The sequence below is a fragment of the Candidatus Nanoarchaeia archaeon genome (assembly GCA_035290625.1).
Classification (GTDB): Archaea; Nanobdellota; Nanobdellia; order Woesearchaeales; family DATDTY01; genus DATDTY01.
Genome location: DATDTY010000026.1, coordinates 1 through 13,001 on the forward strand (window position 1 = coordinate 1; position 13,001 = coordinate 13,001).

Below are 13,001 nucleotides of genomic sequence, written 5' to 3' on the forward strand. Positions count from 1 at the left end.
GTCAGCTCAAAGAAATCCTTGACAGAGTCAATGCTGGCATGCTGTTTTCCTTGCTTCTGGCGCTCTGCCTGGTGCAGGACAAGCCCGAATCCAGCTGAGCTGTCGGAGAAAGCAGGGCAAAATATAGGGACCTTATGCTCATAGGCAACCTGGACTAAAGAATCCTTCTTTTTGGCGTGCTGCTTTAGATATCTTCCCATCTCAGCGATAATCTCACGGGAAGAATAGGGCTTCGGCTCAAGGCCATCAGCAATCTTCTTTATTGTTGAATCGCAGGCCTGCAATTGCTCTTCATCAATGTAAGTGTCATAGATGCGGTCGATGTAGAGGCTTCGCAGTATCGTATCGTCAGTGTGGCTTGTTCCCCTGTAATGCCGGAACCCGAGCGCCTCAAAAAAATCCATATCCACGATGCTCGCGCCTGTCGCCACAATCGCATCAACCATGTTGTATCTGACCATGTCCGCGTAAATCTTCATGCACCCTGCGGCACTCGTGCTTCCTGCGAGGGTGAGGATGATTGTGCATTCGGGGTCGTTCAGCATCATATTCAGAATCTCAGCCGCCCTTGCTGTCTCCCGTGAGGTGAAAGACATTTTTCCCATCGCATTGATGATGGGCGTTGCATCGAACGAAGTGATATCGATATGCTCAACGGGAGTTCTGAGAATGTCTCTTTTTTGAACACTCCTTTCAGCAGTTTTTTGCCCCATAGCTTTGGAGGAATTTTTCCTGAATTTAAAGTTTTGCTTTTTGGGTTGCCGCCAATACTCAAAAATGTTTCGCATTTTTGGTCGCTCCTTCGGAGCAGCTCGGCTCTGGCTGTTTTCAGCAAAGAGCGGCACCTCGCCCGTAAGGGACAACCCCCTCCGCTGCGCTTCCTTGGCTTGATCGATCCTCGCAAAAATGGCGGCAACCCAAAGCTTCCAGGAAACCTTTATATATCATCATCCCTTCCATCGTTTCATGAAAAGCTCTCGCATCGACAGCCAGAATATGTACGAAGTTCTGAAGGATTTTCCCAAGCAGATCGAACAGGCCTATGCCCTGGGCAAAGACATTATTCCGAAGCCGTTTGACCGGATTATCGTTGCAGGAATGGGAGGCTCAGCTCTTCCTGGCGGCATTCTTCAGGCCCTGCATCCAGCGCTTCCAATCACCCTAAGCAGAGGATACACTCTCCCTCCTTATGCTAACAAGAACACCCTGGTGTTTGTTATCTCGCATTCAGGAAACACTGAAGAGACCCTTGCCAGCCTCAGCGACGGGCTGAGCAAAGGCTGCCAGAATATCATCATAACCTCAGGAGGGGCGCTGCAGAAAATCGCCAAAGAGAAAAAACTTCCGCTTGTCCTTGTTCCCTCAGGCGGCCAGCCAAGGATGTCCTATGGCTATCTCTTCTTCCCCATCTTGAGAATCTTGGAGAACGCAAAAAAGATCCCTGATCAGGAGCAGGCTGTTGAGGAATCCATTGCAGTTCTTTCTGATCCAGCACTTGAGGATAACGGCAAGCGGATTGCCGAGAAGCTGAAAGATAAGATCCCTCTGATCTATTCCTCTGATTCCATGGCAATTGCTTCCTATAAATGGAAGATCAACTTTAATGAGAATACTAAGATTCTCGCGTTCTCAAATGTGCTTCCTGAGATGAATCACAATGAGATCAATGGGTTCAGCCACGCTGTTGGAGAGTACGTTGCGGTCATGCTCACCGATGATGAGGATCATGAGCGTGACAAGAATCATGAGCGTATCGGGAAGCGCATGGCAATCACCAAAGGGCTTATTGGGAAGGCAGGGTTCAGCGCAGAGATCGTATCAAGCCGTGGAAAAAGCCTTATGGCAAGGCTATTCTCACTCATCATTATGGGAGACTGGGCTTCGTACTTACTAAGCCTTGCCTATGGACGAGACCCCTCGCCTGTTCCTGTGATTGAGGATCTCAAGAAGCAGCTGAGACAGTAAGCCCACGGAGTACTAAGTACTATGATCATACAATCCGTACGTCTTCATAACATTCGGAGCTATGTGGATGAGCGGATCAGCTTCCCTGCAGGCTCCTGCCTTCTCTCAGGGGACATTGGATCCGGAAAGAGCACAATCCTCCTTGCCCTCGAATTCAGCCTGTTTGGAGCAAAGCGCGGCTCAGGGGAGCTGCTCCTCCGGCATGGAGCAAGGGAAGGAAGCGTCGATGCATCGCTGTTGATTGATGCTAAGAATGTCCATATCAAGCGAAGCCTCAGGCGGATGCAGGATGGGGTGAAGCAGGATTCAGGCTATATCATTGTTGATGGAATGAAAAAAGAGGGCACTCCTGTGGAGCTGAAGGCTGAGGTGCTTTCCCTCCTTGGGTATCCAAAAGACATGATAAGCAAGAGCAAGGATACTATATACCGCTTCACTGTCTATACTCCTCAGGAGGAGATGAATGCTATCCTTGCTGATGAAAGCGAGGCCAGGCTGGAGACCTTGCGCAGAGTATTTGGAATAGACAGGTACAAGGCCATAGCACTCAATGCAGGGATTGTGCTGCGGCATGTCAAGGACCAGCGTAAGTTCCTCATGAAGGATGCTGGTCTTGGAGAGCTGATACAGCGGAAGTCAGAGCTGCTGGGAGAAATTGAACAGTTCTCCCAGAAAGCCGCAGAGTTAGATTCTCAGGTGAAGACCGTTAAGGCCATGCTGATGGGATGCAGGCAGGAAGAAACGAAGATAAGCCACGAACTCCAGCAGTTTCTTTTCCTGCAGAAAACGCACGAGTTACGGCAAGCTGAGCTTAGCCACAAGACGCAGCTGCGTGATGAGGCTCTGCTGGAACTCAATCGCCTTGGCTCAGAAACAGAGGCCATTCAAAAGCAAATCGCCGCCTTGCCTTCAGAAGATGTCCAGGCAGCACGGCAGCAGAAAGAGGCTGAGGTTCTGCAGTTTCGTGAAAAGAAGGCCAGGCTTGAAGAACAGGGGAGTCAGCTGCAGGCGAGGCTGGCCAGCCTGGAGCCTGGCAGCATTGCGCCTCCAGACCTCTCCATCCTCCAGGAAATGCAGAGGTCGCTTGGAGCTAAAACCTCAATGCGAAGAGGCTACGAGAGTGAGTTGAGAGAGGCCCAAAAAGGCCTTAGGGAGATCCAGAACTCTATCGCTGAGGCCTCCATCCAAGAGAAAAATGCAAGAGAGACCCTGGACATAAAGTTAATGAGCACCTGCCCCCTCTGCAGGCAAGCCATATCCCACCAGCACAAGGAGAATGTAGCAGACAAGGCTAGGAGTGAGATTGCAGAGGCCCAGAAACAGCTTGAGGAGCTCCGTAAAAAGGAAAACCTTATCATGGCAAGGGCCAGCTCTGCAGAGATGCTTGTTCGGGAGGCGCTCAGTGCAGGCCGTGAGCACGAGCAGGTGAGCGAGCGCCTGAAGTCAGCTCAGGCTTTGCTGGACCAGATCTCCCTCCGTCAGGCAGAATCTGCCAAAGTCGCAAGCCAGCTTACCAGCATCGTTGAGCAGCTGGAGAAACTGCCAAGTCTTGAGCCTTTAGAGCATGAGCTTGCTGATCTTCGGCAAAAGGAGCGGGCATATGCATTGAGATCCCAATACCATCTCCTCGTTGCTGAAAAAGCCAAGCGGATGCAGCAAGTAACCCTTCGTTCCGCTGAAGTCCAGGACTCTGTCCAAAAACTCAGCAGCGAACTGCTTGACCTGAAGGAAAAGCTGAACCTCCTTGGAGGCATTCAGCAGAAGTCAGAGGACGTGAAGAAAAAGATTGAGGAGCTGCGCCAGACAGAAAAGAGGCTCGAGCTTGAGCAGCAAGGCTACCAGCACCAGAAGGCATCAAGCGAAAGGCTGTTGGGGCTGGTGGAGAAGGACATTGCAGCCAGGATGGCGGCTCAGGCCAAGGCAGAGAAGCTTGGAAGAGCCCAGGAATGGGCAGAGAAAACATTCCTTCCCCTGATGCAGTCGATGGAGAAGCATGTCCTCCTTTCTATCTATGCTGAGTTCAACCGCTTTTTCCAGGACTGGTTTGCCACCTTGATCGAGGACGACCGCCTGAGCGTGCGCCTGGATGACAGTTTCTCCCCCGTCATTGAACAGAATGGCTTTGAAACAACCTTTGACCATCTCAGCGGAGGCGAGAAGACGAGCTGCAGCCTGGCCTATCGGCTGAGCCTCAACAAGGTAATCAACGACATGATTGGCGGAATCAAGACAAAAGACATCATCATCCTTGACGAGCCGACCGACGGCTTCAGCGCAGAGCAGCTCGACAGGGTCAGGGATGTCCTGGACCAGATCGGAGTGAAGCAGGTCATCCTGGTAAGCCATGAGTCAAAGATTGAGAGCTTTGTCGAACACATTGTCCGGATCGAGAAGGAAGAGCATGTCAGCAGGGTCAGTGCATGACGCTGTATCTCCATCCTTTTCCCACTCCCCACACGACACCCTCCCGTGAGATATTTAAAGCAGTAACGCACGTTTCTTGGTATGCTTGAGTCCAGCTTCATCATCCTTGAGGGAATAAGCTATCGCAAGGAACAGAGGCTCTGGGAGCAGGGCATCCGGAGCTGGAACGATTTTATTGCTGCAGATGCAATTCCAGGCATCTCCTCCAGGTCAAAATCCTTCTATAACCGCAAGCTTGCAGAGGCAAAGCAGCAGCTGGCAGCAGAAAATGCAGGATACTTCTGTGATATCCTGCCATCAAGCCAGGCATGGAGGCTCTATGAACGCTTCAAAGATGACGCTGTCTTTCTCGATATCGAGACAACCGGACTCTCAAGGCAGGATATGCTTACGGTGGTTGGTCTTTATGACGGATGGAGCACAAAGACCATGATTAGCCAGATCAACCTCAATATCCCCCGCCTGAAGCAAACGCTTTCTAGGTATAAATTGCTTGTCACCTTTAATGGATCAAGCTTTGATCTCCCTTTTTTGAGGAAGAGATACCCTGGCCTGATCCCGCATATCCCTCATCTCGACATCAGGACTGCCAGCAGGATTGCAGGCCTTGATGGGGGCTTAAAGGCAATAGAGAAGATCTTTGGCCTTGCGAGGAGGAAGGTCATTGAGGACTTTCATGGAGGCGATGCAGTCCTCCTCTGGAGGATGTACAAGGCAACCGGAGATGATTACTACCTCAATCTCCTGGTAGAATATAATGAAGAGGATGTGGTTAACCTCAAGTATATTGCTGATGCAGTTGTCAGTTCGCTGAAATGTCAAGTTTATAAACCGCTTGCCATAAACCCTTAGTATGAGAATGGCAAAGCTTCAGGAATGCCTGAAATCAGAAACCTACAGCATCCCCCTTCCTCTCTCAAAGAAAGCCACTGTCGTTGTTTTGCAAACTTCCGAAAGGAAAACCATCAGCCTTGTCTTTGGGAAGGGCCCATCCCTTATCCTGGATATAACTCCTGGGTATCATACCCGGGGCAGGACGCTTAGCAGCCTCGAATCCTGCACGAATGGCATTCATGATGGCTATGCTGGTTCAGCCGATATGCTTCCGAAATTATCCGTTTCTAAGATTGGAGGTTCAAAGGATGAAGGACCAGCCATGATCCTTCAGCAAATTGCTTATTTGCAGCAGCTGTATGGCTCGCTATCGCCAGAAATCCAGGACAGCATCAAATACCATCTCCATGATGCCTCCGAACAAACAACTGCGCATATGCGCAAGTTCTATGATCTTTCTCAAACATGCCAGCCGGGCTTGGGATTATCACTTCCTATCTTGCCTTCATACAGAAAATCTCTTCGGAACAGTCTGGATACTATTCTTAGCATGGCTTTGGGATGGGAGCTCCTGAAAGAACTGAGCAAAAAGCAGGCGGAATATCTTATGGATGGCGCAATGTATCTCTATCGGACTGCCAAAACTCCTTTTGCGAAGAATAATTCCCAAAAGGTTAACTCGCTGGTCCCTTTCTATTCTGGCATCGAGGACATTGCACATGATCTCCTGCAGAAGATTGATGCCCCTGTGTGTGTTGCAGTCCAGCACTTGCCCAAATATGGCGGCATTAAGAAAGAGGCCTTCAGAAGGATCCTCTAAGGCAGGGCTCCGGTGAAAATCAGTGCTGCCGCCTCTCTGCGAGGCTCTTAAGGATTGCCATAGACTGAGTTGAGGGGGTTGGCCCCTTCGGGGCTTCAACGATACATACAGAAGGACAGCGCAAGCCGAGCCGGCGGCAGCTGCGAAGCAAGATTTTCACCGTAGCTTTAAGGCAGGTACTGAAGGTTCATGATGACAAGCCCGACAATCAGGCTAGCAGCATATGCTGGCTTGCTCCAAGCAAGAACCTTTTTCCCATCTAAGCCTAAAATCGGGATCATATTAAATATGCCAAGCCATGAATTGATAATGTAGCCGTAAAAAGAGATCCCAGGAAAGGCATTTGCCCTGAACATCGCAAAAAATACAAGGCTCAGGCCAAAATTAATGACCGGGCCTGCAAGGCTTATGATTCCATTTCTTCTCGTTCCGACAGGGCCGGAAATGAAGACAGCGCCAGGCGCAGCAAAGATGACTTTGAAAACAATTGCAAGGATAATCGCAAGGTAGATCATCGGCTTGAACGCATGGAACTCTGCGCTGCAGCCATAGTATTGCGCAACAGCCTTATGGCCAAGCTCATGGAGCAAAAACCCAATGCCGACAGTCAGGCCTGCAACCCCAAACGCCGCAAAAAATCCAGTCGAAAGCTCAGGTGCAATAAGAAAGCTGAAGGCCAGCGTGATGCCAAACCAGGCAAAGGCTATATCTTTGAGTTCTGTTTTCGAAGTTGTGAAGAATCCTTGCTTGGTTATGGGGTGGAGCATTATCCCTTGACTTCTTCCTTTGTTTATAACCCTTTCTAGGCACTTCATTTTCTCGCATCACTTTGATAACTATCACTCTGAATTTACTTCTCAGAACCCTCTACCTCACAAAAATAAAATACTTCTCAGACCCCGAAAGCTCCCGCAGGATCCTCCTGATGATTGCCTTTTTAGGGTCCGGCATCAGCTTTACTCTTGCCTTCAGGTCGTCAAAGTTCGCAAATGGCTTTGCCTCCCTTGCATCGATGATCTCCCACATATGCTTCTTCCCAAGCCCGGGAATGAGCTCAAGCTGGTGCATTCTCGTGCTTAAAGGCTGCGCCTTATTGAAGAAATCTACGAACTTCTCCTGGTCCTTATCAACAATGTCCTTTATGACGAACTCAAGCTCCTGCCTGGCTGTAGGCGTGAGCTTATGCATCGGGAGCTTCCCCACAATATGGTGGATCTGTTCCCGTTTCCCCTCTCCGATATAGATCTCATTGCCTGGCGAGAGCTGGACCTCTCTTTTCGCAACAAGCTCAAGAAGCGCATAGTACTCTTTCCCAATGGCTTGGACAATAGGCATTTTCCTGGCTCCAGGCCTGTCCTCGAATGGATATCCATTCGGAAGGAAGTCAAGCACGATGGCCTTCTCTTCCCTGCGCGGTTTCTCTTCTTCCATAGCTCCTGTTCGTTAGTTTGAAATGACATCGACAATCTTCTTCACGTTTTCATTGCTTACTGATATAATGTATCCCTGCAGGATGAGCCGAACCTCTTCAGGCGTCTTCGGAGCAAGCTCCGCAATCTTGATGATGTGGTTCTCCTTGAGCCTGGGAATGTCTAGCTTCATGAGCTTTTGTACCGTATCTGTCATCTTCTTTGTATCATGGATATGGATCTGCTCAAGGTACTCAACGGTTTTTGCAGCCCTGTATCCAAGATCCTCCTTCTTGACCTTCTCGAGACCCTCCTTCACCTCTGCCATGGTGATTGGAGCCTCAGACACCACTTCCGGATTTGCCATTATGCCCTCCTCAAATGAACAGGATGAGTTCTGATGATCTTGCTTTTGTTCTGGTCCATAATGCTCACTTCATAGTTTTTTCCTGCCTTTCGTATGATTGTCCCAATCTTGCCATAGAAGCGCAGCCTGAACATGCCTTTCTGGAACGAAGGCTCCGCCTTCAATGCAACATGCTCTCCCGGCTTGAACTCCTGCAAAAAGTTGTGGATTCTGAACTTTCCTCTGTCTCTTAGATTCTTCTTGAGCTTATTTCGAGACTTCCTTCTTGCGCCGCCTATTCTCATTACCATAGTACCACCCACGAACATTGCGGATAAAGTGCTGTTGTTTTAAAAAGCTTTTGCTTTTGCTGGCCGAGTATTCCCAAAAAAATGGCGCAGCTAAGGTATTGGCAGCTGCAAAAAACAGCTTGCTCTTTGATGGGCAAGCACGCAACAGCTATGTAGCTTCTTTTGCGTAGGGACAGAAAAGTTGTGATTCGAAACCTTTATATATTCCATTAATCTTCATCAGGCGCATGGGTTTCTTTTCACAAATCAAGGAAAAGCTGGGGATGGAAGAAGCCTCTGCAGAGCCTGCTGAGGATTATGTAGAGCTGGACACCGGGTCAGATGAATCCAGGCCGAAAGCTGTAGTAAGGACATTTTCCTTGGACGATTTTGAGGGAATTAAGCCTATTCTGGACAGCCTGCGTGAAGGCCATACCATTGCGCTTATCAATATCAAGCCCTTAAAGGACAAGGATCTTATCGAGCTTAAGCGTGCCATTAACAAGCTTAAGAAGACAACAGATGCCATACAGGGCGAAATTGCAGGATTTGGAGAAGACTATATTGTTGCAACCCCTACGTTTGCAAAAATCTACAGGAACAAGCCTGTTGCTGAAAGGCCCAAGATTGAAGAAGGGATGGGGTAAATCTGTTCTGTTATCCTTAGGGGATTTTGGAAATTCTTTTTTAGCTTTCTCAGAATTCTGGGTTTCCTATTACTTCATTTCCTATTTTTGCTCCTACTAAGGTTGTGGTGCCTCCGATATATGTGATTGGTACTGTGTAGAGCGGCTCAGAAATGCTTTTTACTACACCTATACCTCTTGCAACCCATTCGGTGTATTCGTGCGTTACTCCGTCTTGATGACCTTGCTCCACTACTGTTTCATTAGAAGTGAATCTCAAGCAATTTCTGAATGTGCGAATAGGTAATATCACGTCTTCCAATCCTTCTATCCTCTTTACATCCGTAATGATATATACCTTTCCGTCCACAGGGTCTGTTCTCTCTTCTACGTCGCTCCAGCTGTCACCTATGTCAAAACTTACAGGAGAGATAAACCGATCTGGATGGAAATTAACTCTACTGGGGTCTGAAGTTTGGGTATAGCCTAAGTCAAATATCCCATTATTACCAAAGAATGTGTAATGTGATCTCATAGGAATATTATCCTCTATCCATGCACCATCCTGAACACGATACCTTATCTGCCTCCAATCTTGCCGAAGTGCATTAAATCCCTGCCATGTTTCGAAGCCTATCACTTTAACACTCCGAATATCGTCTCCAATAGCTATGTCTACATCTGGATGAATGTGAGTTCTGTTGTATGTTCTGATATCCCCCGGGGTTGTATCGTAGTAATCCCGAACTATCAAATCCCCTACCGGTATATCTGGTGGTTGCGGTGGAGGTATCTGAGTTCGTGTATTTGTAGGGGTATTCGTGTTTGTTGGCGACCATGTCGGAGTCCTTGTCGGCGTATAGGTCGGTGTCGGAGAGCGTGTCGGCGATCTTGTATACGTAGGTGTGTTTGTTGGCGACCATGTTGGTGTCCTTGTTGGAGTCATGGTATTTGTCGGAGTCCTTGTCAGAGTAGAAGTATTTGTCGGAGTAGGCATTGGCGATATTGTCGGCGTCCATGTCGGGGTGTGCGTTGGAGTCGGAGGCTGCTCTACAATCACGTCAAGGCTAGCTAAGGAATTGTAATGGTCTGTCCAAAGCGTAATTCTTCCGTTTCCTGGTCCTGTTCCCTGAATCATTACCTGCGTTCCCCTTTCCCTTTGCGATTCTACCCTCAAAGGACCTGAAATCCTTATCCCAAAAGATTCCTGCATCACACCAATCCACGAAAAGAGATCCCTTTGCTCACCATTCTCTACTATAATCCTGTATTCTCCACGCTCATTTACCTGTAATTCGGCCGGGCCTGTTACTGTTCCTCTTTCAATCAAGTCATTCACTACATCATATCGTATCTGATCATACTTTCCTGAAAAACCAACAGCCAGTGCAGAGCCTGCTGTAAACACGAAGTTTGAAAACCCATTCAACACATCTGCTACTTCCTGCGCTGCCTGAATCGCTTGCGCATATGCGGACCTGTATACGCCTTGTCTTGTCTGCTGAACATCGCTTTTGAGCAGGTCTCTGGCAATACGTATCGCCTCTTGAGCAGCATTACCCCCCGCAAGTCCTTCAAGCCTGTCAAGATTCTGCCTTGTTCCAATCCTCTGGGCGATTTCGATGAGTTTATCGTACCTTCCGCCAGTTGTGCTCAGGTTTTCTATTGCTCCTGCAACTGCAAGCAGGGAATTCATGAGCAATGCTTCCCCTGATGTTGCTGAGAAATCAATAAAGGTCATCCCTGCATTTTCTCTGTATAACTCAGGCAGCTGCGTAGTGCTTGGCTGGCCTGCTTGTCCTCCTGCCAAAGCATTTGCCCAACCTCGGAAATAGTCCCTCATGCTTTGCGTGTTGCCCAATTCCAGAGGGAGGGGGTTCCATTCAGCTGGCTGCAGGTAGGGTCCGATGACAGCAGTCCTGAAGCTGCCTGTCGGAAGTTCATTAAAAGCATCGCTGGCATCAACATCAATAAATAACCCTAATGGGTTTCTTGCCTCTATCGTTATCCCATATCCTGGATTTTTTCTTTCAATCCGATCCTCCAGAACTTCAAACCCCCTTGGAACGCTGCCCTCCGGACCGATACTTTGGGGACCCACACCTCTTGCTGTGCTTCGAAGCTCCGTGCCTGTAAACAATTCGTTATAGACTGCGACTGCTGCTTCAGCGATTTGATTTTTCAACGCATTGATATCTAAATACCCTTTCTGATTAACATCCTGCCTGATTACTTGCGCCAGTTGCCGTGTTTGGTCGTGAGCCTCAATATAATTTTGGGCTGCCTCCATTATCGAAATATCGGTTAATGGCAGCGGGAACTGCTGGTAGATCAAAGAGATTGCTGTTGAGAGGCTGTCTATTGTTACGGTCTCTTGCTCATTGAGGATAGGCTCGAGAGAGAAATAGACCAGCCTTTCTTGATTATCCACCGCAAAGATCGGAACCAGCCCTTCGTGAATGCCAGCAATACGCCTATTGGTGAGATTTAGCGAGGAGCTTCCTGTTGGGTCTGCAATAGTGATGCTTTCTAAGGAGGTTTCTGGAATATCCCCAACCCTGAGCCCTGTACTGGCTTCTGGGATAGGAGGTAGTAGTATCCTGTAGTGATCTCCTAAATAATTCCTGTTAAACTCATCAGTAAATCTGTTGTTTTCTATTCTTGGCTCTTCTTGCGCCTGAGAATAATCTGGTTTTGTTATGCTGATTCCTGCATACAATGCTATGGGCAGCACTGCTTTTGCTATGTTTCCTCGTGCATTGTTGATGTAGTTGAGAAGGCTCATGTCAGTGGAGTTTCCAGTCAATCACTTGTGTCCTCTCTTGGAAGGCGCTGCTTCCTATTACCAAGCTTTCAAGTTCGCGGTGGACTTTTGAGGTTCCTGTGGATTCGGCAAACAATGAGATTGTAAACCGCCCTAAACCAGGATACGTCCCTAACCTGGCAGGAATTCCGCTAGGACTATACGTATCAAGCACTTGGGCAATCACCTCATTTTGATTTGCAGAGAGTAAAAGCGAGTATCTGCCTTGCTCCAGAAATACCCTGTCTGTGCTTATGCTGTTACCTCTTATAACCTCGTACCGAGAGCCGTTATCGTATGTTGCAACAGCAACGTCAATTGTCTCTGTCCCTGATTGGATTCTTATGCCGCCTCTCTTTACTATCCCCTGTTCGCTGCTGAACTCTCCGGATACTGCATAGGCTGCAGTAATCCTTGCATCTGAGAAGAGATCTTGGGATTCCTGGTTTTTTATTTGCACTCCTATATCCTTTGCATCAAATACAAGATGGCCTGCTGAAAGGTACACAAGGTCTGGCGCTGTTTGTGTTCGCTCTTGTGTTATTTCTCTCGGAGTGGATGCGGGCATACTGGTTGGTGTGGCAAAGGGTGTTATTTGAGGAGTTGGTGTAAGAGGAAGCAATTCAGAAGGGCTTGGCGTTGCGGTTGGTGCTCCGGTAGGTGTTGGGACTGGTGTTGGAATAGGTCCAGGATTTGGGTGAATATACATACCACCCCTAATGGGTACAATGGGGATGCTCGTGAAATTAGGATCTGATATATCACGGACAGTAACCTCAGTCTCGGCATATAACGGGGCTGAAACGCCGTGATCCCTGGCTTGGAACTCTACAACGGCAAGCTCGAGCACTCCTGAAGGCTCATTGTCAACCGCAAAGTCAATGATCAGGATTTTCCCAGGTACACTGACATTATAAGCCGCAGGATTTCCAAACGTAGATGTTCCTCCACGGACTCCGAGCGCGATCAAAAAGTTTGGATCATATGTTATCTCCACATCATAGGCGCCAATCCGGGAAAGGCTATTCACGACAAGATGGCCGTCAAACCTTGCACCTTCATAGATGACTTCAGGCTCTGCAATAATCGCTATCCGATTCTCTCCGATCAGCCAATCTTCTGTAGAACTCTTCGCTGATTCTGCCAGAGCATACACCCCAATTCCAACCGCTCCAACTTTAGCAGCATAAGAAATCTTATCCTTTACCCTGGCCCAGATGCCCGTAACCTTCTCTTCAAGCATTTCCGAGAAGAACCTTCTCTTATTTAAAAACCCCACCGAAAAGCATTTAATCCACCCTTTTCTCAGCTCCCTGATGGAAAAGCCAGCAGTTATCCAGGGGGAGAAATGCCCTGCCTGCGGAGAGAAGAAGCTTAGCCTCATAGAATCAGAGATGGACATCCCGTATTTCGGCAAATGCTACATTTTTTCCATGGACTGCAGCGCATGCAACTACCATAAGGCAGATGTTGAGGCTGCAGAG

The 13,001-nt window shown here is 48.4% G+C and carries 12 protein-coding genes; 5 read left to right on the plus strand and 7 right to left on the minus strand.

Annotated features, from left to right (window positions below; translation table 11 throughout):
• On the minus strand, nucleotides 1–713 hold a 713-nt coding region (locus tag VJB08_01930; GenBank protein HLD42726.1), incomplete at its 3' end, for a deoxyhypusine synthase family protein.
• Nucleotides 714–966: 253 nt separating this feature from the next.
• Here VJB08_01930 and VJB08_01935 point away from each other — a divergent pair.
• The 4 genes from VJB08_01935 to VJB08_01950 all read left to right on the plus strand — a co-directional run bounded on the left by VJB08_01935 (nucleotide 967) and on the right by VJB08_01950 (nucleotide 6,043).
• The gene (locus VJB08_01935; protein ID HLD42727.1) at nucleotides 967–1,965 is read left to right on the plus strand and encodes a bifunctional phosphoglucose/phosphomannose isomerase; all 999 of its coding nucleotides are present in this window, start codon (nucleotides 967–969) and stop codon (nucleotides 1,963–1,965) included.
• Nucleotides 1,966–1,986: 21 nt separating this feature from the next.
• Nucleotides 1,987–4,389, plus strand: coding sequence for an SMC family ATPase (locus VJB08_01940; protein HLD42728.1), 2,403 nt, complete (start codon nucleotides 1,987–1,989; stop codon nucleotides 4,387–4,389).
• A gap of 81 nt (nucleotides 4,390–4,470) precedes the next feature.
• On the plus strand, nucleotides 4,471–5,241 hold the full coding sequence (locus VJB08_01945; protein HLD42729.1) for a ribonuclease H-like domain-containing protein: 771 nt from the start codon (nucleotides 4,471–4,473) through the stop codon (nucleotides 5,239–5,241).
• 1 nt (nucleotide 5,242) lies between these two features.
• Nucleotides 5,243–6,043: a hypothetical protein gene (locus VJB08_01950; GenBank protein ID HLD42730.1), complete on the plus strand. Its 801-nt coding sequence runs from the start codon at nucleotides 5,243–5,245 to the stop codon at nucleotides 6,041–6,043.
• 167 nt (nucleotides 6,044–6,210) lie between these two features.
• On the opposite strand, the gene VJB08_01955 is transcribed toward VJB08_01950, so the two are convergent.
• The 4 genes from VJB08_01955 to VJB08_01970 all read right to left on the minus strand — a co-directional run bounded on the left by VJB08_01955 (nucleotide 6,211) and on the right by VJB08_01970 (nucleotide 8,121).
• Nucleotides 6,211–6,810: a hypothetical protein gene (locus VJB08_01955; GenBank protein ID HLD42731.1), complete on the minus strand. Its 600-nt coding sequence runs from the start codon at nucleotides 6,808–6,810 to the stop codon at nucleotides 6,211–6,213.
• A gap of 100 nt (nucleotides 6,811–6,910) precedes the next feature.
• Nucleotides 6,911–7,474: a DUF655 domain-containing protein gene (locus tag VJB08_01960; GenBank protein HLD42732.1), complete on the minus strand. Its 564-nt coding sequence runs from the start codon at nucleotides 7,472–7,474 to the stop codon at nucleotides 6,911–6,913.
• A gap of 12 nt (nucleotides 7,475–7,486) precedes the next feature.
• Nucleotides 7,487–7,819, minus strand: a complete 333-nt coding sequence (locus tag VJB08_01965) for a hypothetical protein (GenBank protein ID HLD42733.1) — start codon at nucleotides 7,817–7,819, stop codon at nucleotides 7,487–7,489.
• The gene (locus VJB08_01970; GenBank protein HLD42734.1) at nucleotides 7,819–8,121 is read right to left on the minus strand and encodes a 50S ribosomal protein L21e; all 303 of its coding nucleotides are present in this window, start codon (nucleotides 8,119–8,121) and stop codon (nucleotides 7,819–7,821) included. Before VJB08_01970 ends, VJB08_01965 begins: the two co-directional genes overlap by 1 nt.
• Nucleotides 8,122–8,336: 215 nt before the next feature.
• Between VJB08_01970 and sepF the strand changes: the two genes are divergently transcribed.
• Entirely contained in the window at nucleotides 8,337–8,735 is a 399-nt protein-coding gene (gene sepF / locus VJB08_01975; GenBank protein ID HLD42735.1) for a cell division protein SepF, read from the plus strand.
• A gap of 49 nt (nucleotides 8,736–8,784) precedes the next feature.
• Here sepF and VJB08_01980 read toward each other — a convergent pair whose 3' ends face one another.
• Both VJB08_01980 and VJB08_01985 read right to left on the minus strand, forming a co-directional pair.
• Nucleotides 8,785–11,520 (minus strand): hypothetical protein, encoded by a 2,736-nt coding sequence (locus VJB08_01980; GenBank protein HLD42736.1) that lies wholly within the window; start codon nucleotides 11,518–11,520, stop codon nucleotides 8,785–8,787.
• Nucleotides 11,501–12,760, minus strand: coding sequence for a cohesin domain-containing protein (locus tag VJB08_01985; protein ID HLD42737.1), 1,260 nt, complete (start codon nucleotides 12,758–12,760; stop codon nucleotides 11,501–11,503). The genes VJB08_01980 and VJB08_01985 overlap by 20 nt, the downstream gene beginning before the upstream one ends.
• Nucleotides 12,761–13,001: the final 241 nt, after the last annotated feature.

What these genes read in the sequence shown, in the direction of transcription:
- VJB08_01960 (HLD42732.1), bottom strand. Translation starts at nt 7,474, where the DNA reads ATGGAAGAAGAGAAACCGCGCAGGGAAGAGAAGGCCATCGTGCTTGAC.
- sepF (HLD42735.1), top strand. Translation starts at nt 8,337, where the DNA reads ATGGGTTTCTTTTCACAAATCAAGGAAAAGCTGGGGATGGAAGAAGCC.
- VJB08_01965 (HLD42733.1), bottom strand. Translation starts at nt 7,819, where the DNA reads ATGGCAAATCCGGAAGTGGTGTCTGAGGCTCCAATCACCATGGCAGAG.
- VJB08_01955 (HLD42731.1), bottom strand. Translation starts at nt 6,810, where the DNA reads ATGCTCCACCCCATAACCAAGCAAGGATTCTTCACAACTTCGAAAACA.
- VJB08_01985 (HLD42737.1), bottom strand. Translation starts at nt 12,760, where the DNA reads ATGCTTGAAGAGAAGGTTACGGGCATCTGGGCCAGGGTAAAGGATAAG.
- VJB08_01945 (HLD42729.1), top strand. Translation starts at nt 4,471, where the DNA reads ATGCTTGAGTCCAGCTTCATCATCCTTGAGGGAATAAGCTATCGCAAG.
- VJB08_01940 (HLD42728.1), top strand. Translation starts at nt 1,987, where the DNA reads ATGATCATACAATCCGTACGTCTTCATAACATTCGGAGCTATGTGGAT.
- VJB08_01935 (HLD42727.1), top strand. Translation starts at nt 967, where the DNA reads ATGAAAAGCTCTCGCATCGACAGCCAGAATATGTACGAAGTTCTGAAG.
- VJB08_01950 (HLD42730.1), top strand. Translation starts at nt 5,243, where the DNA reads ATGAGAATGGCAAAGCTTCAGGAATGCCTGAAATCAGAAACCTACAGC.